General features: G+C 41.7%; 24 protein-coding genes and 2 tRNA genes. 2 read left to right on the top strand and 24 right to left on the bottom strand.

The genetic code is table 11. The features are described 5' to 3' along the window. Window positions 1-149 precede the first annotated feature (149 nt). Complete coding sequence (pnp, locus tag IEY03_RS06675; RefSeq protein ID WP_188840576.1) at window positions 150-2,246, bottom strand: polyribonucleotide nucleotidyltransferase; 2,097 nt, start codon at window positions 2,244-2,246, stop codon at window positions 150-152. 402 nt (window positions 2,247-2,648) lie between these two features. Between pnp and IEY03_RS06670 the strand changes: the two genes are divergently transcribed. Further along, the gene (locus IEY03_RS06670) at window positions 2,649-4,685 is read left to right on the top strand and encodes a putative bifunctional diguanylate cyclase/phosphodiesterase (protein ID WP_188840575.1); all 2,037 of its coding nucleotides are present in this window, start codon (window positions 2,649-2,651) and stop codon (window positions 4,683-4,685) included. Window positions 4,686-4,778: 93 nt separating this feature from the next. Here IEY03_RS06670 and rpsO read toward each other — a convergent pair whose 3' ends face one another. The 14 genes from rpsO to rlmE form a co-directional block, all read right to left on the bottom strand. After that, window positions 4,779-5,048 (bottom strand): 30S ribosomal protein S15, encoded by a 270-nt coding sequence (rpsO, locus tag IEY03_RS06665; protein WP_188840574.1) that lies wholly within the window; start codon window positions 5,046-5,048, stop codon window positions 4,779-4,781. A gap of 130 nt (window positions 5,049-5,178) precedes the next feature. Further along, entirely contained in the window at window positions 5,179-6,141 is a 963-nt protein-coding gene (truB, locus tag IEY03_RS06660; protein ID WP_188840573.1) for a tRNA pseudouridine(55) synthase TruB, read from the bottom strand. Then, a complete protein-coding gene (rbfA, locus tag IEY03_RS06655) occupies window positions 6,141-6,563 on the bottom strand; it encodes a 30S ribosome-binding factor RbfA (protein ID WP_188840572.1) in 423 nt (140 codons plus the stop codon). The genes truB and rbfA overlap by 1 nt, the downstream gene beginning before the upstream one ends. 58 nt (window positions 6,564-6,621) lie before the next feature. Then, window positions 6,622-9,270, bottom strand: a complete 2,649-nt coding sequence (gene infB, locus IEY03_RS06650; protein WP_188840571.1) for a translation initiation factor IF-2 — start codon at window positions 9,268-9,270, stop codon at window positions 6,622-6,624. A gap of 26 nt (window positions 9,271-9,296) precedes the next feature. Continuing rightward, window positions 9,297-10,796, bottom strand: coding sequence for a transcription termination factor NusA (gene nusA, locus IEY03_RS06645; protein WP_188840570.1), 1,500 nt, complete (start codon window positions 10,794-10,796; stop codon window positions 9,297-9,299). Window positions 10,797-10,827: 31 nt separating this feature from the next. Beyond that, window positions 10,828-11,283 (bottom strand): ribosome maturation factor RimP, encoded by a 456-nt coding sequence (rimP, locus tag IEY03_RS06640; RefSeq protein ID WP_188840569.1) that lies wholly within the window; start codon window positions 11,281-11,283, stop codon window positions 10,828-10,830. 162 nt (window positions 11,284-11,445) lie between these two features. Next, window positions 11,446-11,522, bottom strand: a tRNA-Met gene (locus IEY03_RS06635). Window positions 11,523-11,605: 83 nt separating this feature from the next. Continuing rightward, window positions 11,606-11,692 (bottom strand) — tRNA-Leu (locus IEY03_RS06630). Window positions 11,693-11,702: 10 nt separating this feature from the next. Continuing rightward, a complete protein-coding gene (gene secG / locus IEY03_RS06625) occupies window positions 11,703-12,038 on the bottom strand; it encodes a preprotein translocase subunit SecG (protein ID WP_188840568.1) in 336 nt (111 codons plus the stop codon). Between the two features lie 5 nt (window positions 12,039-12,043). After that, window positions 12,044-12,826, bottom strand: coding sequence for a triose-phosphate isomerase (gene tpiA / locus IEY03_RS06620; protein WP_188840567.1), 783 nt, complete (start codon window positions 12,824-12,826; stop codon window positions 12,044-12,046). Window positions 12,827-12,975: 149 nt separating this feature from the next. Continuing rightward, the gene (gene glmM, locus IEY03_RS06615) at window positions 12,976-14,313 is read right to left on the bottom strand and encodes a phosphoglucosamine mutase (RefSeq protein ID WP_188840566.1); all 1,338 of its coding nucleotides are present in this window, start codon (window positions 14,311-14,313) and stop codon (window positions 12,976-12,978) included. A gap of 52 nt (window positions 14,314-14,365) precedes the next feature. Next, window positions 14,366-15,211 carry a dihydropteroate synthase gene (gene folP, locus IEY03_RS06610; protein WP_188840565.1) on the bottom strand — a complete coding sequence of 282 codons (846 nt, stop codon included), beginning with the start codon at window positions 15,209-15,211 and terminating at the stop codon, window positions 14,366-14,368. Window positions 15,212-15,289: 78 nt separating this feature from the next. Further along, complete coding sequence (gene ftsH, locus IEY03_RS06605; RefSeq protein ID WP_188840564.1) at window positions 15,290-17,254, bottom strand: ATP-dependent zinc metalloprotease FtsH; 1,965 nt, start codon at window positions 17,252-17,254, stop codon at window positions 15,290-15,292. Window positions 17,255-17,300: 46 nt separating this feature from the next. Next, a complete protein-coding gene (gene rlmE / locus IEY03_RS06600) occupies window positions 17,301-17,930 on the bottom strand; it encodes a 23S rRNA (uridine(2552)-2'-O)-methyltransferase RlmE (RefSeq protein ID WP_188840563.1) in 630 nt (209 codons plus the stop codon). Window positions 17,931-18,020: 90 nt separating this feature from the next. Between rlmE and yhbY the strand changes: the two genes are divergently transcribed. After that, on the top strand, window positions 18,021-18,320 hold the full coding sequence (yhbY, locus tag IEY03_RS06595; protein WP_188840562.1) for a ribosome assembly RNA-binding protein YhbY: 300 nt from the start codon (window positions 18,021-18,023) through the stop codon (window positions 18,318-18,320). Between the two features lie 114 nt (window positions 18,321-18,434). On the opposite strand, the gene greA is transcribed toward yhbY, so the two are convergent. The 9 genes from greA to IEY03_RS06550 all read right to left on the bottom strand — a co-directional run bounded on the left by greA (window position 18,435) and on the right by IEY03_RS06550 (window position 26,395). Beyond that, a complete protein-coding gene (gene greA, locus IEY03_RS06590) occupies window positions 18,435-18,911 on the bottom strand; it encodes a transcription elongation factor GreA (protein ID WP_188840561.1) in 477 nt (158 codons plus the stop codon). Between the two features lie 265 nt (window positions 18,912-19,176). Then, the gene (nqrM, locus tag IEY03_RS06585; protein WP_188840560.1) at window positions 19,177-19,398 is read right to left on the bottom strand and encodes a (Na+)-NQR maturation NqrM; all 222 of its coding nucleotides are present in this window, start codon (window positions 19,396-19,398) and stop codon (window positions 19,177-19,179) included. A 25-nt stretch (window positions 19,399-19,423) separates the two neighbouring features. Then, entirely contained in the window at window positions 19,424-20,404 is a 981-nt protein-coding gene (locus IEY03_RS06580) for an FAD:protein FMN transferase (RefSeq protein WP_373290844.1), read from the bottom strand. Window positions 20,405-20,533: 129 nt separating this feature from the next. Further along, window positions 20,534-21,781: an NADH:ubiquinone reductase (Na(+)-transporting) subunit F gene (nqrF, locus tag IEY03_RS06575; RefSeq protein ID WP_188840558.1), complete on the bottom strand. Its 1,248-nt coding sequence runs from the start codon at window positions 21,779-21,781 to the stop codon at window positions 20,534-20,536. A 47-nt stretch (window positions 21,782-21,828) separates the two neighbouring features. Continuing rightward, window positions 21,829-22,437 carry an NADH:ubiquinone reductase (Na(+)-transporting) subunit E gene (gene nqrE / locus IEY03_RS06570; protein ID WP_188840557.1) on the bottom strand — a complete coding sequence of 203 codons (609 nt, stop codon included), beginning with the start codon at window positions 22,435-22,437 and terminating at the stop codon, window positions 21,829-21,831. Window positions 22,438-22,442: 5 nt separating this feature from the next. Further along, window positions 22,443-23,075, bottom strand: coding sequence for an NADH:ubiquinone reductase (Na(+)-transporting) subunit D (locus IEY03_RS06565; protein ID WP_188840556.1), 633 nt, complete (start codon window positions 23,073-23,075; stop codon window positions 22,443-22,445). Continuing rightward, window positions 23,075-23,869, bottom strand: a complete 795-nt coding sequence (locus IEY03_RS06560) for a Na(+)-translocating NADH-quinone reductase subunit C (RefSeq protein ID WP_188840555.1) — start codon at window positions 23,867-23,869, stop codon at window positions 23,075-23,077. The genes IEY03_RS06565 and IEY03_RS06560 overlap by 1 nt, the downstream gene beginning before the upstream one ends. Next, window positions 23,862-25,061, bottom strand: a complete 1,200-nt coding sequence (locus IEY03_RS06555; RefSeq protein ID WP_188840554.1) for an NADH:ubiquinone reductase (Na(+)-transporting) subunit B — start codon at window positions 25,059-25,061, stop codon at window positions 23,862-23,864. Before IEY03_RS06555 ends, IEY03_RS06560 begins: the two co-directional genes overlap by 8 nt. Further along, window positions 25,061-26,395, bottom strand: coding sequence for a Na(+)-translocating NADH-quinone reductase subunit A (locus IEY03_RS06550; protein ID WP_188840722.1), 1,335 nt, complete (start codon window positions 26,393-26,395; stop codon window positions 25,061-25,063). The genes IEY03_RS06555 and IEY03_RS06550 overlap by 1 nt, the downstream gene beginning before the upstream one ends. Window positions 26,396-26,422 lie beyond the last annotated feature (27 nt).

Below are 26,422 nucleotides of genomic sequence, written 5' to 3'. Positions count from 1 at the left end.
CTCTAATCAGGTTCAATAATAATCAGCATCATAGCAACCTAGCAGAATTAGTGCTATTTGCTATTGGCTAAATTTGCAAAAAAACTAAAAAAAAGGAGACCAAATGGTCTCCTTTTTTATCATTCAATACAAAAGCCTAAATTGGCAACTTATTCAGCAGCTTCTTTAGTTTGTGCTTCTTTAATTGATAAACGTACGCGACCTTGACGATCCACTTCCATTACCTTAACAGCAACTTCTTGGTTCATTTCTAAATGGTCAGATACATTAGCTACGCGCTCATCACTAATTTGTGAAATATGCACTAAGCCGTCTTTACCAGGAAGAATGTTAACAAATGCGCCGAAATCAACGATACGGATAACTTTACCGTTATAAACACGACCCACTTCAACTTCTGCAGTGATTTCTTCAATACGACGGATAGCTTCTTTGGTAGCTTCACCATTGTTAGAAGCAATCTTTACTGTACCGTTGTCATCTAGTTCAATAGTGGTACCCGTCTCTTCTGTAAGAGCACGAATAGTTGCACCACCTTTACCAATCACATCACGGATCTTCTCAGGGTTGATCTTGATAGTCGTAATACGTGGAGCATGGTCAGAAATATCATCACGGTGTGAACCAATAGCTTGGTCCATCACGTTAAGAATATGAACACGAGCGCCATATGCTTGTTGCAAAGCGATGTCCATAATTTCTTTAGTGATACCTTCGATTTTGATATCCATCTGCAATGCAGTAATACCATCACGCGTACCGGCTACTTTAAAGTCCATATCACCTAAGTGATCTTCATCACCAAGAATGTCAGAAAGAACAACGAAATCGTCACCTTCTTTAACTAGACCCATCGCAATACCAGCAACAGAAGACTTGATAGGAACACCCGCATCCATAAGTGCTAGTGAAGTACCACATACTGAAGCCATTGAGCTTGAACCGTTAGATTCAGTAATTTCTGAAACCACACGGATGCTGTACGGGAATTCTTCAGCTGAAGGCATTACAGCGTTCATACCGCGCCACGCTAATTTTCCGTGACCGATTTCACGACGCTTAGGTGAACCAACCATACCTGTTTCACCAACAGAATACGGAGGGAAGTTATAATGAAGCATAAAGCGATTTGTACGTTCGCCCATAATGCTATCAATTTTCTGAGCATCACGCTCAGTACCTAAAGTACAAGTCACTAATGCCTGTGTTTCACCACGGGTAAATAATGAACTACCATGAGTACGAGGCAGTACGCCAGCTAATACACTTAGAGCACGGATCATGTCTGGTTCACGACCATCGATACGCGGTTTACCACTAATAATACGACCACGAACGACTTTTTTCTCTAAACTACCAAGTAAGTTATCAACTTCACGTTGATCAACTTCTGGATTTTCAGCAACTAATGCAGCTTTAGCAGCGGCTTTAACAACCCCAACTTGCGCATAACGGTCTTGCTTAACTTCGATTTGGTAAGCTTCTGTCATGCCTACTTCTGCTAAATCTTTAATTTTAGCAACTAAGTCTTGATCTTGAACTGGAGCAGTCCAATCCCATGTAGGCTTACCCGCTTCAGCTTTAAATTCAGCAATGGCGTTAACAACAACTTGTTGCTGGTCATGACCATAAGTCACGGCACCTAGCATGATTTCTTCGGCTAATGATTTGGCTTCTGATTCAACCATTAACACTGCACTTTCAGTACCTGCAACAACTAAGTTCAAGTCGCTTTCAGCAAGCTGGTCAACTGTTGGATTTAATAAATATTCACCGTTGAAGTAACCTACACGAGCAGCACCTAGTGGACCACTGAATGGAATACCAGAGATAGCAAGCGCTGCTGAAGTACCGATCATTGATATAATGTCTGGCTCAATTTGTGGATCAACCGAGACAACAGTAATGATAACTTGAACTTCGTTTTTAAAACCGTTAGGAAATAAAGGGCGAATAGGACGGTCAATTAGACGTGCGATCAGAGTTTCATCTTCTGAAGGACGACCTTCACGCTTAAAGAAACCACCAGGGATTTTACCCGCTGCATAGGTTTTTTCTTGGTAGTTAACTGTTAATGGGAAGAAGTCACGGCTTAAATCAGCCACTTTTTTTCCTACAACAGTGACTAATACTGTTGTATCACCCATGCTTGCTAATACAGCGGCATCAGCTTGACGTGCAATAACACCAGTTTCTAAGGTGACAGTATGTTGACCATACTCAAAACTCTTTACAATTGGATTCACGTGACCCATTCCTTAATTAATGACCTTTAAATTACGCGCACAAGTATACTGCAAATAGATTCAATAGTTAAATAGACACTTAACACTTGTTGAAAAAATTAATTTTTATGTTTTAAAACAAGTCTTAAAATACATTATATCTCTATAAAATATTGTGTTTTTAACGAAGATGAATGCATAGTTACTTAAACAAATAGCCAATTAATCAGCATTAAGCATTTATCTCAAAAATAGGGGTGACAAGCTTGGTTAATTTTACTAGAGTTAGTTTGGCTAATTAGCATTTTCTTTACTATGATTCAACTTGTTATGCTTCTAAAAACACGAGAGTATTTGCCTTACTAACACACATAAAAAAATTGGCAATTTACTTAATAAGTCATCAAGGACACGGAATAAAAAATGACACCAAGATTTAAATCCTTAACATGGAAACAAACTAATCTGGTCGTGTTCACAGCACTTTTTTTCGCTATCGCGATTTTTGTTGTGGAAATTGCGTTAGTTGTAGTGACCACCAAGCAGCAATTGACCAGTTCACAACAAGAACTGCTCAACTCTGTCGAACAAACTACAACCAATGCTGTATGGGCATTGGACGATAAACTGGCCCAACAAACATTAGACGGTATCATTAAAGTTGATAATATTGGATCGGTTTCATTAGAGCTTGATGATGGTACTTTATTTGTTAACGCCTTAAATGAAGGCGAAGACTTCTCTGAAAACTATGTAATTTTAAGTAATAGACTTTTTGGTGATTTGAAGGAAATATCACGTCCTCTGTACAGACCATTTTATTTTGAAGGTAGCAAGAAGCAGCAGTTAATTGGTAGTCTGACCATATTTTATGACACTCAAAAATTAACCACTCACCTTTTTGATCAATTGCAACTGAGTTTTATCGCCACTCTCGCTCGCGCATTATTATTAACCTTAGTCTTGACTGTAGTATTCCATCGTTTCCTAACTCAGCCAATTGCACGGATCAGCGAAGCTATTGATAAAATTGATCCAGACTCACCAGACGAAAACTTGTTGCCAATTTCTAAAGCCCATAAAGACGATGAATTAGGCTTGGTAGCCAGTAAATTTAATCAGATCCTGCTTCAATTTAGCCAAACACAAAATAAACTTCGTAAAATGGCAACCCGCGATCCTCTCACTGGTTTGCCCAACAGAACGTTATTACTAGAAACGCTTAATGTGACAATTCAACGCTCACGGGTGCATAAACGCAATTTTGCTCTACTGTTTATTGATTTAGATAGATTTAAAAACGTCAATGATTCTTTGGGACATGCGCTTGGAGATCAATTTTTAGCCCGAATAGCGCGAATTCTTGAGCGCGTAGTCGGTGACAAGGGCAGCGTCGCTAGATTAGGTGGTGATGAATTTGTGGTGTTGGCAGATGATATTCAAAGTCCGGATCAGGCCGCTGATTTCGTCGATAAGCTATTAATGCAACTTAACACCCCACTTCAGTTGAATGAACATACGATACATCCAGCTGCATCAATAGGGATCTCCATTTACCCTGATGATGGTAACAGTGCTGAAGACTTAATTCGTCATGCTGACATTGCTATGTATAGCGCCAAAGCAGCGGGCTCTAATCAGTGGGCCTTCTTTAAAGAACAGATGACTGAGCGCGCTGCGGTCAGACTTCGTACCGAAGCCTCATTACATGACGCTCTGAAAAACAATGAGTTCGTACTATTTTTCCAACCAAAACTCGACATCAATACCAATAAAGTGATTGGCTGTGAAGCCCTGATCCGCTGGCAAAAAGATGGACGCATTATTAGCCCAATGTCATTCATTCCTGTGGCAGAGGAAACGGGTATTATCATACCGATTGGACGTTGGGTAATAGAGCAAACCTGTAAGACCCTCAGAGATTGGCAGAAAAAATATAACTACGCCATACCTATAGCAGTTAATGTGGCTTCACAACAATTTGCAGATGCCAGCTTAGTGCCTGATATAAAACAGTTGGCATTGCGCTATCAAATTAGACCAGAATTATTAGAAATCGAAATAACAGAAACGTCCTTAATGAATGATATTGAGCAGGCAATTGCCAAGCTTGAGCAATTAAAATCTGCTGGATTCGGTATTGCTGTTGATGACTTCGGTACTGGTTATTCATCATTATCGTACCTACGACATCTACCTATCACTACTATGAAAATTGATCGCGCCTTTGTCAGCGACTTACCCCATGACAGTGCAATAGCATCCACTATTTTGATGTTGGGAAGACAATTAAATTTATCCATTGTCGCCGAAGGCATTGAAAATGAGGAGCAACTAAACTGGCTAAGAGAAAATGATTGTCCTATTGGCCAAGGGTTCTTTTACAGCAAACCTTTGCCTTTAGATGAGTTTGAAAGCAAATACATAGCCACTGAAAGTGCGCAAATAATTAAGATATGATTTAAAGATATGATTTAAAATTTAGGCAACAAAAAAGGAGGCTAAGCCTCCTTTTTTAACGTTTTCAACTTGCTTTAGCAAGTCAAAATCGTATTAACGACGTAAACCTAACTTCTGGATCAACGCAGTATAACGTGCAACGTCAGTACGCTTTAAATAAGCAGTAAGCTTACGACGAGCGCTAACCATACGTAACAAACCACGACGTGAGTGGTGGTCGTGAATGTGCGTTTTAAAGTGACCTTGAAGGTGGTTGATTTGAGCAGTTAATAAAGCAACTTGAACTTCAGTTGAACCAGTATCGTTTTCGCAACGACCGAATTCTGCTAGAATTTTTGCTTTAGCTTCAGCACTTAGTGACATGTGTATCTCCAAAATAAATATAAATAATCTTTAGCCGATCACTAACTCAGCTAAAGGAGGCGCGACATTCTAACTAGAAATAGCCTTTAGAGCAATACAAATTAATCTTGTATCATGCAAACAGATCAAATTAATCAGCTGATGTCACGCTATCTTCAGAACGAATAACAATTAAACGTTTCGGTGCAAGTTGACCATCATCATTCATACTGCCAATACCGACAAACTTACGTTCGTCACCAATAGTGATCCGCACTAACTCATTGGGTTTTAAACCTGAGGCCTGTACTGCCTGCCCTTGCATGACGTAATACAACATGGTTTCAGGCAAGTTTATCTCAGTGAAATTCGCGACAGCGGTATCCATTGGCAACAATAGTGGGTCTAACAACTCACTCGCAGGAATACCTTGCTCAGTCGCCGACTCTATCAAAGCTTCAAGTTGTGCTAACGTTACCATTTTCTCATACGGATACTCTGCAACCTGAGTACGACGCAGCATAATAACATGAGCACCACAGCCTAACATTTCCCCAAGATCATCAATAATGGTCCGGATATAAGTGCCTTTAGAGCAGTGAATATCCAGCGTTAACTCATCACCTTCTAAACCTAAAAAGTTCAATTCAAAAACCGATATAGGTCTTGCTTCACGCGGGACTTCAATCCCTTCTCGTGCATACTTGTATAATGGTTGCCCTTGATGCTTTAAGGCTGAAAACATGGACGGTACTTGCATGGTATTACCACGAAAGTGTTCTAACGCCTGCTGTAATTGTTCTTGAGTGAAGTTAATCTCACGCTCTTGAACAATTTCGCCGTCTGAATCACTGGTATCAGTACGTTGGCCAAGTTTGGCTATAACGGTATAACGCTTATCAGCATCAAGCAGATGCTGAGAGAACTTGGTGGCTTCGCCTAAGCAGACAGGCAACATGCCTGTCGCTAAGGGATCTAACGCACCTGTATGCCCAGCTTTATTGGCATTAAAAAACCGTTTAACCCGCTGTAAAGCATGGTTAGAGCTGATGCCAGTACCTTTATCTAATAAAACAATACCATCGATAAAACGACCTTTTTGACGACGAGCCATTAATCTTTCTCCTGGGTTTCGTCTTGGTCTATTTCATCAGCACGACCACTGTCTTGCTGTTTCTGCTTGTCTTTAGTAATGACTTGGCTAACAAGGTTAGACATGCGCATACCTTCAACTAATGAACTGTCGTACATAAAACGCAGCTCTGGCATTACACGTAACTTCATACGCCCAGCAATCAAGGTGCGGATATAAGGCGCTGCTGCTGTTAATGCGGCAATTTTCTGTTCAACTAGCGTAATGTCTTCTTCGAAAAAAGTAACAAATACACGGGCATAACTTAAATCACGCGAGACTTCTACGTCATTGACAGTGACAAAGCCGATGCGAGGATCTTTCATATCGCGTTGAAGTACCATCGCGAGTTCTTGCTGAAGTTGCTGTCCAATTCGACGTGTGCGACTAAATTCTTTTGCCATAATTAACCCACCTGAGTCATTGAATCAAAAAGGGCGGCTAATGCCGCCCTTTCACATATTATAGCGTTCTAGCTACTTCGATGGTTTCGAATACTTCGATTTGGTCGCCTACGCGCACATCGTTGTAATTCTTAACCCCGATACCACATTCCATGCCATTACGCACTTCTTGTGCATCATCTTTGAAGCGGCGTAGAGATTCTAGCTCGCCTTCATAGATAACAACGTTTTCACGTAATACGCGGATTGGCGCGCTACGCTTAACGATACCTTCAGTAACCATACAACCTGCAATAGCACCAAGTTTAGGTGACTTGAATACATCACGAACTTCAGCAAGACCAATGATCTCTTGCTTGAACTCAGGAGCTAACATACCAGTCATTGCAGCACGTACTTCATCAATTAGGTTATAAATGATGCTGTAGTAACGTAAATCAACGCTTTCTGTTTCGATTGTTTTACGCGCTTGCGCATCAGCACGAACGTTAAAACCAACCATGATAGCATTTGAAGCTGCAGCTAAAGTTGCATCAGTTTCAGTTAATGCACCAACACCACGAGCAATAATGTTCACTTTAACTTCTTCAGTAGATAAGCCTTGTAAAGAATCACAAATCGCTTCTAAAGAACCTTGAACGTCTGCTTTAAGTACGATGTTCAACTCTTGAACTTCGCCTTCAGTCATATTAGCGAACATGTTCTCTAATTTAGACTTCTGCTGACGAGCAAGTTTCACGTCACGGAACTTACCTTGACGGTATAGTGCTACTTCGCGAGCTTTACGTTCATCACGTACAACTGTGGCTTCGTCACCTGCAGATGGCACACCTGAAAGACCTAAAATCTCAACAGGAATAGATGGACCCGCTTCGGTAATTGGCTTGCCATTTTCATCTTTCATTGCACGGATTTTGCCGTATTCTAATCCACAAAGAACGATATCACCTTGGCGTAAAGTCCCTTCTTGAACAAGAATAGTTGCAACTGGACCACGACCTTTATCAAGCTGCGACTCAATAACAACACCTGCAGCCATAGTATCGCGAACAGCTTTAAGCTCTAATACTTCAGATTGAAGTAAGATACCTTCTAACAGTTCATCAACACCTTCACCTGTTTTAGCTGAAAGGTGAACGAACATGTTATCTCCGCCCCAATCTTCAGACATAACACCGTGCTGAGATAGTTCGCTTTTAACACGATCTGGATCCGCTTCAGGCTTATCCATCTTATTAACCGCAACGATTAATGGCACGTTACCGGCTTTAGCATGTTGAATAGCTTCAATAGTCTGAGGCATAACACCATCATCAGCAGCAACTACAAGGATAACGATATCCGTTGCTTTAGCACCACGAGCACGCATAGAAGTAAACGCGGCGTGACCTGGTGTATCTAAAAAGGTGATCATACCGTTTTCAGTTTCAACGTGATAAGCACCGATATGCTGAGTAATACCACCGGCTTCGCCAGCAGCAACTTTTGCACGACGGATGTAGTCAAGTAACGAAGTTTTACCATGGTCAACGTGACCCATAATGGTAACAACTGGTGCACGCGTTTCTAACTTAACGTTATCATCACGGTCTTGAAGTACTTGATGCTCAAGTTCGTTTTCACGAAGCAGAACAACTTTATGACCCATTTCTTCAGCTACCATTTGTGCTGTTTCTTGGTCAAGTACTTGGTTAATCGTAACCATTGAACCCATTTTCATCATTTGCTTGATGATTTCAGTTGCTTTCACTGCCATCAAATGTGCAAGTTCAGAAACAGTAACCGTTTCACCTAAACGAACATCACGCGTCACGGCAGCAACTGGCTTATTGAAGCCATGCGCCATAGATTGAGGTGCAGTGTTACGACGCATATGTCTTTCGCGTCCATCACGGGCATCTTTTCCACCACGTTTTTTGTTGGTGTTTTTATTGCGTGCACGACGACCACGTTTTTCATCATCCATATCTGAGCTATCTTCAGCAGCACGTGCTACTTTAGATGTGGTCACATGGTGATCGCCATTCTTTTCGGCTTCAATACGTTGACGTTCTTCTTCAGCCCAGCGCTTAGAGTTTTCTTCAGCCAATTTACGCGCTTTTTCAGCGGCTTTGTCTGCTTCTTCTTTTTGCTTCTGGGTCAATACTTTTTCTTGAGTCGCTTTGATACGCTCAGCTTCTTCTTTTGCTGCTTGTGCTGCTGGATCTAAAGGCTTATCTGCTTTAGGTTCAGCTTTTGGTGCTTTAGCCGCTTTCGCCTTAGCTTCAGCTTCTTTAGCCGCCTTCGCTTTGGCATCAGCATCGGCTTTTGCCTTAGCTTCTGCTTTAGCTTTTTCGTCAGCAGCAGCTTTTAACTTAGCTTCTTCTTCAGCTTTGGCTTTTGCTTCCGCTTCTTGTTTTGCTATGTCGGTATCTTCACGTTTAACAAAAGTACGTTTTTTACGAACTTCTACTTTGACATCTTTTGATTGTCCACCAGAACCTGACACACTTAGGGTCGAAACCGTTTTGCGCTGTAATGTCATTTTGGTTGGCGCGGCGTCACCACCGTGCTGTTTCTTCAAAAAATCCAATAGCTGTTGTTTCTCTTTTTCTGAAACGGTATCCGCTTTGGTTTTTTTAATACCGGCTTCGTTGAATTGCTCAACTAAACGATCAACACTTTTGCCCACTTCTTGAGCTAACTTATCTAAACTTGTATCTGCCATCAATTAAATCCCCTCTGTTGATCGACTTATGCTTCTTCGCCAAACCAACAGATATTGCGGGCTGCCATGATGAGCTCACCTGCTTTTTCTTCTGTCAATTCTTCTATCTCGATTAAATCATCGATACCTTGCTCAGCAAGGTCTTCCAATGTCACTACACCTTTACTTGCTAAAACAAATGCAAGGTGAGTTTCTAAACCTTCAAGCGCTAATAAGTCTTCACTTGGATGCGCACCATCTAATGCTTCTTCAGAAGCCAGTGCACGAGTAGAAATTGCCGCTTTCGCACGTTCACGTAACGAGGCAACAATATCTTCATCAAATCCGTCAATTGCTAATAACTCTGCTTCAGGTACGTAAGCGATTTCTTCTAAAGAAGTAAATCCTTCTTCCGCTAATACTGATGCAAAATCTTCATCTATATCTAGAGAAGCGACGAATAAATCAACTACCTTGGCACTTTCTGCCTGGTGTTTCTTATTCATGTCTTCTACAGTCATAACATTTAATTCCCAACCGGTAAGTTGAGTTGCTAAACGTACGTTTTGGCCATTACGACCGATAGCTTGTGCTAGGCTGTCCGCTTCAACCGCGATATCCATAGAATGGTTATCTTCATCAACAATGATTGATGCCACATCAGCTGGTGCCATTGCGTTAATAACATATTGCGCTGGATTATCATCCCACAACACGATATCGACACGCTCGCCACCTAGTTCATTTGAAACAGCTTGGACACGTGCACCACGCATACCAACACATGCACCAATCGGGTCGATACGACGGTCATTAGACTTTACTGCGATTTTGGCGCGAGCACCTGGATCACGAGCTGCGCCCATAACTTCAATTAATTCGTCATAAATTTCAGGCACTTCAACACGGAAAAGCTCAATCAACATCTCTGGCTTGCTGCGTGTTAGGAAGATCTGTGCGCCACGAGCTTCTGGACGGACTGCATAGAGTAATGCACGCACTCTGTCACCTGGACGGAAAGATTCACGGCTAATTAAGTCTTCTTTAAATAACACGCCATCAGCATTGTTACCTAAATCAACAATCACGTTTTCGCGGGTACTTTTCTTAACAACACCAGTAACAATCTCACCTTCACGCTCAATAAATTGTTCAACAATTTGAGCACGCTCAGCTTCACGTACTTTTTGCACGATCACTTGTTTAGCGGTTTGAGTAGTAATACGGTCAAATACAACTGATTCGATCTCGTCTTCTACATAATCGCCAGGTTGAAGTTCAGGATTTTCATAGCGGGCAGCTTCAAGGGTGATTTCGCTGTATGGGTTTTCCAACGCTTCACCTTGATCATCAACCACCATCCAACGACGGAAAGTGTCGTAGTGGCCAGTTTTACGATCAATTGCAACACGAACTTCAATATCGCCTTCGTATTTTTTCTTGGTTGCTGTAGCAAGCGCAATCTCTAACGCTTCAAAAATTTTCTCACGCGGAACCGCTTTCTCATTTGAAACCGCTTCTGCTACTAGCAGGATCTCTTTATTCATTTGGTCTAGCCTCGTTCTTCACCTGAAACTATTAAAATTTTGCGATGATGTTGCCTTTGCGGATATTATCCAAAGCAACAACCAAGTCTTTTCCATCTACTTTGATTGTCAGCATTTGACCTTCAATCTTAGTAATGGCGCCTTTTAAATTACGACTGCCTGCAACAGGCATAGTCAATTGTACTTTTGCATCTTCGCCAATATATGCCGCATATTGTTGAGCATTAAATAACGGTCTATCCACACCTGGGGAAGATACTTCTAGTGTAAATTCTGTTGAAATAGGGTCTTCAACATCAAGTACCGCACTTACTTGACGACTCACCTCAGCACAATCTTCAATGTTGATCCCATTTTCGTGATCAATGAAAACGCGTACGATTGAGTGTTTACCAGCCTGAACATATTCGATGCCCCAAAGCTGAAAACCAAGTGCTTCAACTGGTACAGCTAACATCTCTACCAATCTTGATTCTAGTGTTGCCAAAAATGACCCCCAAAAAAAACAAAAAAAGGGCTAAAAGCCCCTATCAAATCCGCCTTAAAAACACGGAATATCAAAAGTCCATATAACAAAAAACCCCGTAAATACGAGGCTATTTTATTATAGAACCTGTATCTGTTATTTAAAAATCAAATAACAGGGAGCTGGTTGCGGGAGCCGGATTTGAACCGACGACCTTCGGGTTATGAGCCCGACGAGCTACCAAACTGCTCCATCCCGCGTCAACTGAGTGCAAGTATATTAACTTACGTCTTAGCTTGCAATAACTATTCAGTAAAATCCATCTAACTGAACATTTTTTAACTGGTGCCGAGAGCGGGACTTGAACCCGCACGTCCGTTAGGACACAGCCACCTCAAGGCTGCGCGTCTACCAATTCCACCACCTCGGCTTATCTGGTATTAGTCAGGGATCTTAGTTTCTGACTGTTGCTCTACAACTGGTGCATCTTCAATGATTTGCTCAGCTGCCGAACCTAAATCGTTCCACTTATCTTCGGCTTTATTATGGTTAGCACTTAAGTTACCAATAATTAAGCTTAACGCGAAGAAAGCGATAGCTAAAATGGCTGTACTGCGTGTCAGAAAATTACCTGAGCCACTAGAACCAAATAACGTACCTGACGCGCCTGCGCCAAAGGATGCGCCCATATCGGCGCCCTTACCTTGCTGAATAAGAATTAGACCAACTAGGCCAATTGCTACCACCAAGTAAACAACTATAAGAACTTCGTACATAATAATTACGCGCTCATTGCTATGGAACATAAACTTAGGAATTCTGACGAATTTAAGCTAGCTCCGCCAATCAGTCCACCATCAACATCAGGTTGGGCGAAGATATCTGCCGCATTACTCGGCGTAACACTCCCACCGTATAAAATCCTGATATTCTCTCCAATAAATGGAGACACTTCAGAGAGGCGGTTGCGAATAAACGCATGAACTTCTTGCGCCTGCTCTGGAGTTGCGCTTTTACCTGTTCCTACGGCCCATAATGGTTCGTAGGCGATAATTGCATTATCAAAAGCCATAGTGCCATTTTTTTCAATGACGATATCCAGTTCTTCAGCAATAACTTCAAAAGTACGTCTTGCTTCACGCGCTGGACCTGACTCACCTACACATAAAATAGGCGTCAAACCATGTTTTTGAGCCGCAGCAAATTTCTCTGCTACTATGTTACTCGTCTCACCGTACATACGGCGACGTTCGGAGTGGCCGATAATCACATATCGACATCCTGAATCTTTTAGCATCTGCCCGGATATTTCTCCGGTATACGCACCAAAATCATGTTGACTAAGATTTTGAGCGCCCATTCTTACAAGCGCACCATCTAAGGTTTGCTTATTAGACTCAAGCAGTTGCCTTACACTTTCAAGATAAATTGAAGGCGGGCATAAAACCACTTCAGCTGAATCATTTTGTAGCTTAGAAGCAAATTTCTTGAATAACTCTTGGGCTAATGCCGAATTGCCATTCATTTTCCAGTTGCCAGCTACCATAGGTCGTCTGAGTGCCATCACGGTCTCCTCTGAAAGCGGCGTGAATAATAGCGAACCACTTATCAAGTTACAATAGGTAATAGGTGAATATTTACAATAAGCTGTCGAAGTGGTTAATTTTCACCCCAGCAACAGCTTAAATAAAATATGACGATTTGTTTTTAAGGTTAGCAGGCCAGTTTTACTGCATCGGCAATTTTATTGGCGAAGGCTAATACTTGATCGTGTTCATCACCCTCAACCATAACGCGGATTAAGGGTTCGGTTCCCGACTTTCTTAACAGAACGCGACCTCGAGCACCTAATTGCTGTTCAACATAGGCTTGGGCTGATTTAACAGCATCTGAATTTAATGGATTATTGCTGCCTTCAAATCTAACATTAACCAATACTTGCGGTAACATTTTCATTGGCTCGGTAAGTGACTCTAGGCTCGCATCTTGTCTACGCATCGCTGCAAGCACCAAAATACCAGCAATGATACCATCACCTGTGGTGCCGTGATCTAAGTTAAGGATATGACCAGAATTTTCACCGCCGATACGCCATTCACGTTGCTTTAGCAGCTCCATGACGTAACGGTCACCGACATTTGAACGCACAAAAGGAATATCTAATTCTTGTAAGGCTAGATCTAGGCCTAAGTTCGACATTAAGGTCCCGACGACACCACCTTTTAATACCCCGCGTTTTTGTGCATCAACAGCCAAGATATAAAGAATTTGATCGCCATCAATGACTTCACCACGTCGGTTGACCATCATAATGCGGTCGCCATCACCGTCTAATGCAATACCAAGATCAGCATTCTCGGCTAATACCGTTTCACAAATCTTCGCCATTGATGTCGCACCAACTTTATCGTTGATGTTCATGCCATCTGGTTTATCACCAATGGCAACCACCTCAGCACCTAACTCACGAAACACACTAGGCGCAATATGGTAAGTCGCACCGTGGGCACAATCGACAACGATTTTAAGTCCAGTGAGAGTGTGTTCTGCAGGGAAATTACCTTTGCAGTATTCAATATATCGGCCTGCGGCATCATCAATTCGGCGTGCTTTACCGAGTAAATGTGATTCAACACAAATTAGTGGCTTTTCTAGTTCAGCTTCAATTTCTAATTCAATCGCATCATCAAGCTTACTGCCATCAGTGGAGAAGAATTTAATGCCGTTATCATAATAAGGATTATGAGATGCGCTGATCACAACGCCAGCTTCAGCTCTAAATGTACGGGTTAAATAGGCTACAGCTGGCGTAGGCATTGGGCCAAGCAATAACACATTTAAACCCGCAGCAGATAAACCAGCTTCTAAAGCAGATTCAAATAAGTATCCAGAAATACGAGTATCTTTACCTATGATCACCTTTTTTGTGCCAGTACGAGATAACACTCTACCAGCAGCCCAGCCCAACTTTAATGCTAGCTCGGGTGTCATTTTACCTGAACCGACCTTGCCTCGAATGCCGTCAGTTCCAAAAAATTGTCTTGTTTTCACATGTCCCCACTTAAGTGAATTCACTCAAATTATTGTTGTACTTCCATGATGTTTAGCATTCATACGCTGAGTAATTCTGAGTCTCAGTCATTATCTTTAGTACATCGACGGTTTCGGGTACGTCGTGTACACGTATCACATGCGCGCCATTTTGTGCGGCAATTAATGCCCCAGCCAAGCTGCCCGCAAGACGTTCAGAAGTTGAACGTTTTAATAAATCACCAATCATACTTTTTCGCGACAAACCAATTAATATTGGTAAGTCAAACTGATGAAATACTGCTAATCCTGCTAATAATTGGTAATTATGCGCTAAAGTTTTACCAAAGCCAAAGCCTGGATCTAATATTATCTGGCTTCTTGTGATCCCAGCAGCCTCACAGGCGGAAATCCGTTGCTCAAAGAACTCAAACACATCCTTTAATACATCTTGGTATTCAGGCGAGTTTTGCATTGTTTTAGGCTGGCCTTGCATGTGCATCAGGCATACAGGCACATTTAAGTTTGCAGCCATTGCTAGGGCGCCTGGTAATTGCAAAGCTCTGACATCATTTATCAGATTAGCTCCAGCAGCAACCGCCTGTTTCATCACTTCAGGTTTACTTGTATCAATCGAAATCCATACATCATGCTTTGATGATATATATTTGATAATAGGTAACACCCTCTCAAGTTCCTGCTCGACAGTTACCTCGGCAGCGCCAGGACGAGTGGACTCGCCACCAATATCGATGATGAGTGCCCCTTGTTCTATTATATGGTCAACATGCCGGCACGCACTTTCGAAAAGGTTGTACTCACCACCGTCTGAAAACGAATCTGGCGTGACATTAACAATTCCCATAACAACTGGCCGAGAGAGATCTAATCGCTTCTCACCATGCGATAATTTGAACATGATTTTATAACCCGTAAATGTTTTACTAATTAAAACAAGAAAACCCCTTTCGGGGTTTTCTTTATCACTCACACCAGCTTATTTAGCGGGTGATTCATCAGTATTTAATTCATCTTTTTTAGGTGCGTCATCGGCACTCGAAACCACGTCGTCTTTTTTATCATCTGCAGCTTGAGGTTTACCATTACCTTTATCGTCAGATGAGTCATCAACTTGCCAATCAGCAGGTTGACGTACTTCACGGCGATTCATTAAATCGTCAATCTGTAAAGAATCAATGGTTTCAAACTTCATCAACGCATCTTTCATAGCATGCAAAATATCAAGGTTATCAGTCAAAATCTGATTAGCTCGCTGATAGTTTTTATCAATAAAAACTTTTATTTCAGAATCTATTAACGCAGCTGTGTCGCCTGACATTCCCTTAGCTTTGCCCATACTGCGACCTAAGAAAACTTCACCTTCTTCTTCAGCATACAGTAATGGCCCCAATTTATCAGAGAAGCCCCATTGGGTAACCATATTACGCGCTATCGAAGTGGCATATTTAATATCTTGAGAAGCACCTGTAGAGACTTTCTCGCTACCGTAAATCAACTCTTCTGCTAAACGTCCTCCATAAGCCACCGAGATTTGTGACTCTAGCTTGCGTCGACTTTGGCTGACGGCGTCAGCTTCAGGTAAGAAGAAGGTTACGCCTAGTGCACGGCCACGAGGAATAATTGTCACTTTGTGCACAGGATCATGTTCCGGTACTAAGCAACCAACAATTGCATGGCCAGCTTCATGGTATGCGGTCATTTCTTTCTCTGCTTCAGACATAACCATTGAGCGACGTTCTGCACCCATCATGATTTTATCTTTTGCACGTTCAAACTCTTCCATGCCAACCATTCTACGATTGCCGCGGGCAGCAAACAGCGCAGCTTCGTTGACTAGGTTAGCGAGATCCGCACCAGAGAAACCAGGTGTACCACGTGCGATAACACTGGCTTTAACATCATCAGATAATGGCACTTTACGCATATGCACTTTAAGAATTTGTTCACGACCACGAACATCCGGTAAGCCTACAACCACCTGACGGTCAAAACGACCTGGACGTAATAGGGCAGAGTCAAGAACGTCTGGACGGTTGGTCGCAGCGATCACAATGACACCTTCATTCCCTTCAAAACCATCCATTTCAACCAGCATTTGGTTTAATGTTTGCTCGCGTTCGTCATGACCACCGCCTAAACCGGCACCACGTTGACGACCGACTGCATCGATTTCATCGATGAAAATAATACATGGTGCAGACTTTTTCGCTTGTTCAAACATGTCGCGCACGCGAGATGCACCGACACCAACGAACATTTCAACAAAGTCTGAACCTGAAATAGTAAAGAAAGGCACTTTTGATTCACCAGCAATGGCTTTCGCAAGTAAGGTTTTACCTGTGCCTGGAGGACCTACCATTAAAACACCTGTAGGAATACGTCCGCCGAGTTTCTGAAACTTTGTTGGATCACGTAAATAATCAACTAGTTCTTTAACTTCTTCTTTTGCCTCATCACAACCTGCGACATCAACAAAAGTGGTTTTAATTTGATCTTCGCTCATCAACTTGGCTTTACTTTTACCAAATGACATTGCGCCTTTACCGCCACCACCTTGCATCTGACGCATGAAGAAAATCCATACACCGATAAGCAGCAACATTGGGAACCATGAAATGAAGATTTGCGTCAAGAAACTTGACTCTTCAGCTTCCTGGCCTTTCATAGATATACCTTTACGGTCAAGATCATTAATTAAATCTTGGTCATACATAGGCATGATTGTAGTGAATTTCTCACCTGTACGCTTGGTTCCTTCAATCGTACGTTGGTCACTTTTAATCTCAACAGTATTAATTTGACCATCGCGAACATTATCAAGAAATGCGGAATAATCCATCTTCTGCGAGTTCGAAGAAGTGGGGGAATAACCCTGAAATACAGACATCAACACAACAGCGATGACGACCCAGAGTATTAAATTTTTTGCCATGTCACTCAAATTATTAGACCTCTATTACAGTCTTGCGATAATGGATATTAGACTACTACAACTTGTAACCAGTCGCCACTAAATAGACTTCTCTAGAACGAGCCCTAGAAGAGTCAGGTTTACGGGTTTTTACAACCTTAAATGCTTCTTTAACCGACTTCATATAATCGTCAAACCCCTCCCCCTGAAAGACTTTGACGGCAAAGCAGCCGTTTGGCGCCAATACTTGATGACACATGTCTAACGCTAACTCAACTAAATACATAGCTCGTGGTTGGTCAACAACATCTGCGCCACTCATATTGGGTGCCATATCGGATAATACCACATCCACTTTATCTTCACCTACACGAGTAAGCAAAGCTTCAAGTACTTTTTCTTCTCTAAAATCACCCTGAAGGAAATCAACGCCCACAATTGGATCCATAGGTAAAATGTCACAGGCGATGACTTTACCTTTGTCGCCAGCCAATTTAACAGCAACTTGTGACCATCCACCAGGTGCAGCGCCCAAATCGACCACTGTCATTCCGGGTTTAATTAATTGATCTTTTTGCTGAATTTCCTCTAACTTGAACGCAGCTCTAGAGCGCATCCCTCTTTTTTGAGCTAATTTTACATAATGATCATCAAAGTGTTCTTGCATCCAACGACTCGAACTGGCCGTACGTTTTTTAGCTACCATTGAAATTCCGCAACGATTGAGAGTTACATAAAGAGTATATAAGGGTAGAATAGCCGTTTTTCAACAGTAACTCAGCAAAAGTTGGTATAAATGAACTTAACAACCAAACAAAAACAGCATCTAAAGGGATTGGCACACAGTTTAAAGCCAGTTGTGATGCTTGGTGCCAATGGTTTGACTGAAGGTGTTCTGGCTGAAATTGATAGCGCTCTTAATCATCACGAATTGATCAAAGTGAAAGTAGCCTCTTCTGATAGAGAACTTAAAAATGCCATCGTTGACGCCATTATACGTGAAACTCAGTCTACGAAAGTGCAAACTATCGGCCATATTCTCGTTATTTTCCGTCAATCTCCAGAAATGAAGATTGCGATCCCAAAAGCAAAATAATCTTATAGATAAATAGGCATATGTATTAGCTTATTTTGTGAATTATTCAGTAACAAAAAAACCACTGCCTATGCAGTGGTTTTTTATTACTTAAACGATAGCGAATTATCTATGTTAGATATATTCAACAGAGATAATCTCATAATCAGTGATGCCACCTGGAGTTGCTATACCTACTTCATCGCCTTCATTTTTACCAATTAAACCACGGGCAATTGGCGAGTTAACTGAAATTAAGTTTTGCTTAATATCAGCCTCATCGTCACCCACAATACGGTAGGTAACTTCTGCGTCGGTTTCGATATTTAAAATGGCAACTGTAGTACCAAAAATGACCCTACCGGTATTTTCAATTTTTGTGACATCGATAATTTGAGCATTAGACAATTTACCTTCAATATCACGAATGCGCGCTTCACAAATACCTTGCTCTTCACGTGCGGCATGATATTCGGCATTCTCTTTCAAATCACCAAGCTCACGGGCAGATGCAATTGCTTCAGTAATTTTAGGGCGACGATCAAACTTTAAGATTTCTAATTCTTTACGTAATTGATCAGCACCAACAACAGTCATTGGAACTTTATTCATGTTAAGTGATCTCCATAAAACAAAAGCATCCCGTGTCGATAAATTATCAACACAATTAAAATTGGTTTGGAATGACTTACTTTAATAACTTACAAGTAATTCGACAGGGACATACACATATAATGGCAACAGCTTACCTAAGCTTTAGCTGACTTGCTAGTCAGATGAGTAAAAATGCTGCCTATCAAAGCAAATAAACAAAACAACCCACTTGATAAGTGGGCTGTTTAAAAGCAAACGTATTCAAATTATAAAAAGCTGAATGTTAGATAATGCGATTTTGCGCTAACTTCTCGCGGCGCTCTTCTTCGGCCATACGGCGTTTACGTTTGTCACATGGATCATCACAATCACATGCTTTTTCGATGCCTAACACGCCTAAACCGCCACAGCTTCCTTCCACAGCTTTTTTCTTAACAATATAACCAATTGACATCAATACGAAAAAAACTAATAACACCACAAATGTCGCTATTAACTCGCTCATTTTGGACTCCAGTTTAATGGATGGTTTAATTAAGATAAGGCTTGAAGGCCTCGCTGTAATAGACCTGATAACCCTGTTCCTGCTTTTCAATCAGCATTATTGCTAAATTTTGCTCTTTGGCAAGTGCTAATGATGCTTCAGTTCCAAGTACCATCATAGCTGTTGCATAACCGTCTGCTGTCATTGAGCTTTTATGCAATACCGTTGCTGAAGCTAATTTGTGCTTAATAGGATAGCCGCTACGTGGATCTATTAAATGAGAAAAACGCTCGCCATTTTCTTCATGATAAATGCGATAATCACCTGATGTAGCTAAGGCCATTGTATCAAGTTCAATGACTTGCTGCACCTCTTGGCCATCTTCGGTCGGCTTTTCAACCGCGATTCGCCATTTGCTACCATCTGCTTTATGGCCTTTAACGCTAATTTCGCCACCAATTTCAACTAAATAACCAGATACTTGGTACTTGTCTAATAAGCTGGCAATTTTATCAACACCAAAACCTTTAGCAATCGATGATAAATCGACATACAAATCTGCATTATCTTTGACGAGTCGATTTCCATCTATTGTCAGCTCAGATAAGCCAGTTTTTGCTTTAGCGGCTTCAATAGCCTCTAACGATGGAGATGTGGTTGGGCGCTTATCAGGGCCAAAACCCCAAAGATTAATCAGCGGGCCGATAGTAATGTCCAATGCCCCATTAGTCACCTCGTATAAACGAATAGCTTCATTAACCACAGTCAGTGTATCAGCTGAGACCTCTGTACCTTGCCTTATCTGAAGTTGATTAAATCGCGATAACTCAGAATTCGGTCGATAGGTGGACATTTGATTATTAACAATTTCCAGTGCCATATCGATTTCTGTTTGTAACAAGTTTGCTTCTGGCAATTGAGCATTGGCTATCACAGTAATGTGATACGTCGTGCCCATAGTCTTACCTGCTAACTGCACTGTAGTTTCAGGCTGAGAACAGGCAGTGATAAGGCTTATCACTGCCATAAAAATAACGCTGCGAAGTAAATTAACCATAATGCTCTATATTCTTTAAAACAAAAATTGCAGCCGAGTTAACGAGCTGCAATTTATAAAAAAATTAAGGTGCTGTAATAGCACCTTAATTTAATCAATTTAACCGCCGAAGTCATCTAATAAGATGTTTTCATCTTCTACGCCTAAATCTTTTAACATCGCAATAACTGCCGCGTTCATCATTGGAGGTCCACACATATAGAACTCACAATCTTCTGGTGCATCATGATCACGTAGGTAGTTTTCATATAAAACGTTATGAATAAAACCTGTATAACCAGTCCAGTTATCTTCAGCTTGAGGATCTGACAATGCTACATGCCATTGGAAGTTTTCGTTTTCAGCCGCTAGACCGTCAAAATCTTCCACATAGAACATTTCACGCTTAGAACGCGCACCGTACCAGAAACTCATCTTACGCTTAGAATTAAGACGCTTAAGTTGGTCAAAAATGTGCGAACGCATTGGCGCCATACCAGCACCACCGCCGACAAATACCATTTCTGCATCAGTATCTTTTGCGAAGAACTCACCAAACGGGCCTGAAATTGTCACTTTATCACCGGCTTTTAAGCTCCAGATGAATGATGACATCTTACCGCAAGGTAAGCTCAAATTACGTGGTGGTGGCGTTGCAATACGCACGTTCAGCATAATAATGCCAAACTCTTCAGGATAGTTAGCCATGGAGTATGCACGAACAGTTTCTTCGTCGACTTTAGATTCTAACTTGAAGAAACCGAAATGTTCCCAGTCGCCACGGTATTTTTCAGGTACATCAAACTCAGCATATTTAACATGGTGAGCTGGTGCTTCAATCTGAATATAACCGCCTGCGCGGAATGGCACTGATTCACCATCAGGAATTTGCAGCTTAAGCTCTTTAATGAAAGTGGCTTTGTTATCGTTAGAGATAACTTCACATTCCCATTTTTTGATCCCGAAGATTTCTTCTTCTAGCTCAATTTCCATGTCGGTTTTAACGTTAACCTGACAGGCTAAACGACAGCCTTGACGAGCTTCGCCTTTGCTAATGTGATCAAGCTCTGTAGGAAGAATATCTCCACCACCAGACTTAATATGTACACGACACTGGCCACAAGAGCCACCGCCACCACATGCACTCGATACGAAAATACCGCTGTTTGATAAAGCACCAAGTAACTTGCCACCGGCGCCTGTTTTAATTGCTTTATCAGCATCACCATTAATACCAATGGTGATATCACCGCTCGCAACCAGTTTCGACTTAGCAAATAAAATCACTAAAACCAACACAAGTACGATGACGGTAAACATACTCACACCTAGATAAACATCTATTGGAGTAGATTCAAGAATACCCATTCACTTATTCCTTAAAGGTTCAAATTAATGCTTCGTCTCAGTGTTTCTTACAAAGAAACACCAGAGAACGACATGAAACCTAGAGCCATAAGACCTGCTGTCACAAAGGTAATACCTAAGCCACGTAGACCATTTGGCACATCAGAATACTTCATTTTCTCACGGATACCCGCTAACAATACAATTGCTAACGCCCAGCCGATCCCAGAGCCAATACCAAACACTACGCTTTCGCCTAGGTTGTAGTCACGCTCAACCATAAATGATACTGCACCGAAAATTGCACAGTTAACAGTAATCAATGGTAAGAAGATACCTAACGCGTTGTATAAAGGTGGAAAGTACTTATCTAAGGTCATTTCCAAAATTTGTACTAGCGCAGCAATCACACCAATAAAGGTAATAAACTTCAAGAAGCTTAAGTCTGCTTCTGGTACGCCAGCCCAAGCCAGTGCGCCAGGTGCAAGTAAACCCTGATAGATAATTTGGTTAGCAGGTACTGAAATGGCCAAAACCACAATAACAGCTACACCCAAACCCATCGAGGTAGTCACTTTTTTAGACACAGCTAAGAAGGTACACATACCCAAGAAGAAGGCTAATGCCATGTTCTCAATGAATATTGAACGAATTAATAAACTAATATAATGTTCCATTCTGCTTACCCTTTTGCTTCTACTTGCTCTGGCTTATAAGTACGGATCATCCAGATTAAACCACCAATCAAGAAGAAAGCACTAGGTGGAAGTAGTAATAAACCATTTGGTTGATACCAGCCACCGTCAGAGATTTTGCTGAGGATTTCAATACCGAATAATGAACCGTTACCGAATAATTCGCGAATGAAGCCTACTGATAATAAGATTGCACCGTAACCTAAACCGTTACCAATACCATCCATAAAACTCATCATAGGAGGTGTTTTCATTGCATAAGCTTCAGCACGACCCATTACGATACAGTTAGTAATAATCAAACCAACGAATACAGATAACTGCTTCGCAATATCATAAGCATAAGCTTGCAATACCTGGTCTACGACGATTACTAAAGATGCAATAACGGTCATTTGAACTATGATACGAACACTGCTAGGAATGTGATTACGCAAAAGCGAAATAAACAAGTTAGAAAAAGCAGTCACAACCGTCAATGCTAATGTCATTACGATAGCGGTTTCCATTTTAGCGGTAACAGCTAACGCACTACATACACCCAAGATTTGCAGAGCAATAGGGTTATTATTGATGATTGGTCCGGTTAGAACCTGCTTCAGTTCTTTAGCATTAGCCATTAGCTAAGTCCTCCATTGCGTGCTTTTTCAATAAAGCGAGCAAAACCTTCTTCACCTAACCAGAATGTCAATGAATGCTGAACACCATTACTGGTCAATGTTGCACCCGATAATGCATCAACACCATGAACAGAAGCGGCTACTGTAGGTAACTTGGTCACTTGAATAGCTAACTCACCATTCTCATTATAAAGTTTTTTACCTTCCCACTTAGCGATCCACTGTGGATTTTGAACTTCACCACCTAGACCTGGTGTTTCACCAGAACCGGTAAAGTCATAATACACAAGGCTACGAATGGTATTCATATCAGCTTCAACAGCTAAGAATGCAAACATGGTTGACCATAGACCGTATCCTTTAACAGGAATAATGACAGTCTGCAGTTGCTTGTTGTCATCTTTAATTAGATAAACAACACCAGTGTTTGCAACACGCTTAACCGAAGCTATGTCGTGTTCTGGTTTGAATGATGTAGCAGGAGTACGGGCGGCCTTTTCAACATCAAAAGTATCCGCATTACCTTCTACAAAGTCACCGGTTTTCAAATCAACCAGACGAGCTTCTACGTATTTGTTATACGTGTCGATAACGGTTTTCTTTTCAAGCTTGCCGGCTTTAGTATCCACTAAACCTGCGGCTTCAAGAATGTACTTTTGCTTATCTAAAAGCTTATTCTCTTGCTGTGTTGGCTTAAGCAAAACGGCTGCAGTAGACACAAACATAGAGCAGACAAAGCAAAGACCAATCACAACAAATAGTGTTTTTCCAAACGAATCTTTATTACTAGCCACGAGCGATCCTCCGTTTGATATTTGCTTGAACGACGAAGTGGTCAAATAACGGCGCGAACAGGTTAGCGAATAAAATTGCTAACATCATACCTTCAGGGAATGCAGGGTTAATCACACGGATAAACACCACCATTGCACCAATTAGAATGCCATAAGCCCACTTTGCAGAGTTAGTAAATGACGCTGACACAGGGTCTGTTGCCATAAACATCATACCGAAAGCAAAACCACCTAGTACCAAGTGCCAATGCCATGGCATTGCAAACATTGGATTAGTGTCGCTACCAATAACATTTAATAATGTTGCGATTGCAGCCATACCAATCATTACACCACCCACAATGCGCCATGACGCGATGCGAGTATAGATAATGACTAAACCACCTAATAGGATAGCAAAGGTAGACACTTCACCCACTGAGCCAGGAATAAAGCCCATAAAAGCATCAATCCAAGTAGCGTTGTTGGCGTAATCAAAAGTACCTTGAGCAGCTTGACTTAATGCCGTTGCCCCCGAGAAACCGTCAGCAACAACCCATGTCGTATCACCTGACATGCTTAATGGGTAAGCAAAGAACAGGAAGGCACGTCCAGCTAATGCAGGATTTAGGAAGTTTCGGCCTGTACCACCAAAGATTTCTTTAGCAACCACGACACCAAACGTAATACCTAAAGCCACCATCCATAAAGGAATTGTTGCTGGTAAGGTTAACGCAAACAGTACAGAAGTGACGAAGAAGCCTTCGTTAACTTCATGACCACGGACCGAAGCGAATAATACTTCCCAGAAACCACCGACAGCGAAAGTCACTGCGTAGATAGGTAAGAAGAAACACGCGCCATACCACATCAAGGATGCGATACCTGAGTCAGCGGTTAACTGAGCACCAAATAATTCAAACAATCCAACTTGCCAAACATCTGGAGCACCAAAGCCTGCTGCTAGTGCAACTTGCGCTTGTAAACCCACGTTGTACATACCAAAAAACATTGCTGGAAATGTACATGCCCAAACCGTAATCATCATACGTTTTAGGTCGATGTTGTCACGAACATGGGTTCTACCCTTGTTCACTTTACCTGGAGTATAAAATACAGTGGCTGCCGCTTCATAAAGCGCATACCACTTCTCGTATTTGCCGCCTTTTTCAAATTGCGGTTCAATACGCTCGATAAAATCTTTCAAGCTCATTAGCCTTCCCTCTCGATCGTATCTAAACAGTCACGTAGATATGAACCATAGTCATACTTACCTGGACATACGAAAGTACATAACGCCAAGTCTTCTTCATCTAACTCAAGAGCACCGAGTGTCACTGCGCCATCATAATCACCTGACACTAAGTCACGTAATAACATGGTAGGAAGAATATCGAGTGGCATTACACGTTCATAGTTGCCAATGGGTACCATCGCGCGGTCAGAGCCACCCGTACTGGTTGTCATTGGGAATAAACGAGAAGGACTTAAGTGACCTAAGAATGCACGAGTAATAGAGTACTTATTAGCGCCAGGCATTGCCCAACCAAATAATTCTTTTTCGTAACCTTCTTCCACTAAGCTAACTTGTGCATGGTAACGACCTAAATACGCGTGAGGGCCTTTAGCTTCACGTCCATTTAATACCGAACCAGAAATAACGCGAACGTTACCTTCTTGCACTTCATTTGATGTTAACTCAGCAATGCTTGCGCCGATGTGAGTTCTCACTAAACGAGGTTGTTTTGCTTTAGGGCCGGCTATGGCAATAACACGCTCAGTGTTTAATACACCTTGTGTGAATAATTGGCCAATTGCGATAACATCCTGATAGCCAACATGCCAAACACTGCGCTTAGCTGAAGCTGGAAGAATATTATGAATGTGGGTACCGACAAGACCTGCTGGGTGCTTACCTGCAAACTCTGCCACTTGGGCATTTGCTGAAGGGATATCGGCTCCAGAAGCTTTACACAAGTAAACTTTGCCTTCAGTTAAACGTGCAAGCACTTTTAAACCATTAGCAAAATCATCTTTATGTTCGGCAATGACTACCACAGGATCGGCAGCAAGAGGTTGTGTATCTATAGCGGTAACAAAAATACCTTGCGTCGTAGCATCAACGGCTGGCACCTTGCTGAATGGGCGCGTACGCAATGCGGTCCACAAACCTGATTCAATCAGATTAGTGCGAACAACTTGCGAGTCTAACGTGTCTAATGCACCTGCATCATATTGAGTAAACGCAACGCTATCGTCACCTTCCACTGCAATAACAACAGACTGAAGTACACGTTTTGCACCTCGATTAATTTCTAAAATAGTACCACTGGCTAAAGCTGTATATTTAACGCCTAAATTCTTTTTATCTTCAAAAAGAACCTGGCCTTTTTGTACTTTATCGCCCACTTTAATTTTCATCGTTGGACGTAAGCCAATATACTCTTCACCCAAAGTAGCTAGATGTTTAATGGCTGGGCCATTATGGATAACTTGCTCTGGTCCGCCTGCTATAGGCAGTTCCAATCCTTTCTTAATTGTAATCATATCCACAAGCACTACGTTTGAAGGAAA

The sequence above is a fragment of the Shewanella aestuarii genome (assembly GCF_014647215.1).
Classification (GTDB): Bacteria; Pseudomonadota; Gammaproteobacteria; order Enterobacterales; family Shewanellaceae; genus Shewanella; species Shewanella aestuarii.
Note: the sequence above shows the minus strand (reverse complement) of the source record. Positions and strands in the feature narration are given on the sequence as shown.

Bases quoted from the DNA above. Each gene is read 5' to 3' on its own strand.
- IEY03_RS06670 (WP_188840575.1), top strand. From the start codon at position 2,649: ATGACACCAAGATTTAAATCCTTAACATGGAAACAAACTAATCTGGTC.
- rpsO (WP_188840574.1), bottom strand. From the start codon at position 5,048: ATGTCACTAAGTGCTGAAGCTAAAGCAAAAATTCTAGCAGAATTCGGT.
- truB (WP_188840573.1), bottom strand. From the start codon at position 6,141: ATGGCTCGTCGTCAAAAAGGTCGTTTTATCGATGGTATTGTTTTATTA.
- rbfA (WP_188840572.1), bottom strand. From the start codon at position 6,563: ATGGCAAAAGAATTTAGTCGCACACGTCGAATTGGACAGCAACTTCAG.
- infB (WP_188840571.1), bottom strand. From the start codon at position 9,270: ATGGCAGATACAAGTTTAGATAAGTTAGCTCAAGAAGTGGGCAAAAGT.
- nusA (WP_188840570.1), bottom strand. From the start codon at position 10,796: ATGAATAAAGAGATCCTGCTAGTAGCAGAAGCGGTTTCAAATGAGAAA.
- secG (WP_188840568.1), bottom strand. From the start codon at position 12,038: ATGTACGAAGTTCTTATAGTTGTTTACTTGGTGGTAGCAATTGGCCTA.
- tpiA (WP_188840567.1), bottom strand. From the start codon at position 12,826: ATGGCACTCAGACGACCTATGGTAGCTGGCAACTGGAAAATGAATGGC.
- folP (WP_188840565.1), bottom strand. From the start codon at position 15,211: ATGTTCAAATTATCGCATGGTGAGAAGCGATTAGATCTCTCTCGGCCA.
- rlmE (WP_188840563.1), bottom strand. From the start codon at position 17,930: ATGGTAGCTAAAAAACGTACGGCCAGTTCGAGTCGTTGGATGCAAGAA.
- yhbY (WP_188840562.1), top strand. From the start codon at position 18,021: ATGAACTTAACAACCAAACAAAAACAGCATCTAAAGGGATTGGCACAC.
- greA (WP_188840561.1), bottom strand. From the start codon at position 18,911: ATGAATAAAGTTCCAATGACTGTTGTTGGTGCTGATCAATTACGTAAA.
- nqrM (WP_188840560.1), bottom strand. From the start codon at position 19,398: ATGAGCGAGTTAATAGCGACATTTGTGGTGTTATTAGTTTTTTTCGTA.
- IEY03_RS06580 (WP_373290844.1), bottom strand. From the start codon at position 20,404: ATGGCAGTGATAAGCCTTATCACTGCCTGTTCTCAGCCTGAAACTACA.
- nqrF (WP_188840558.1), bottom strand. From the start codon at position 21,781: ATGGGTATTCTTGAATCTACTCCAATAGATGTTTATCTAGGTGTGAGT.
- nqrE (WP_188840557.1), bottom strand. From the start codon at position 22,437: ATGGAACATTATATTAGTTTATTAATTCGTTCAATATTCATTGAGAAC.
- IEY03_RS06565 (WP_188840556.1), bottom strand. From the start codon at position 23,075: ATGGCTAATGCTAAAGAACTGAAGCAGGTTCTAACCGGACCAATCATC.
- IEY03_RS06555 (WP_188840554.1), bottom strand. From the start codon at position 25,061: ATGAGCTTGAAAGATTTTATCGAGCGTATTGAACCGCAATTTGAAAAA.
- IEY03_RS06550 (WP_188840722.1), bottom strand. From the start codon at position 26,395: ATGATTACAATTAAGAAAGGATTGGAACTGCCTATAGCAGGCGGACCA.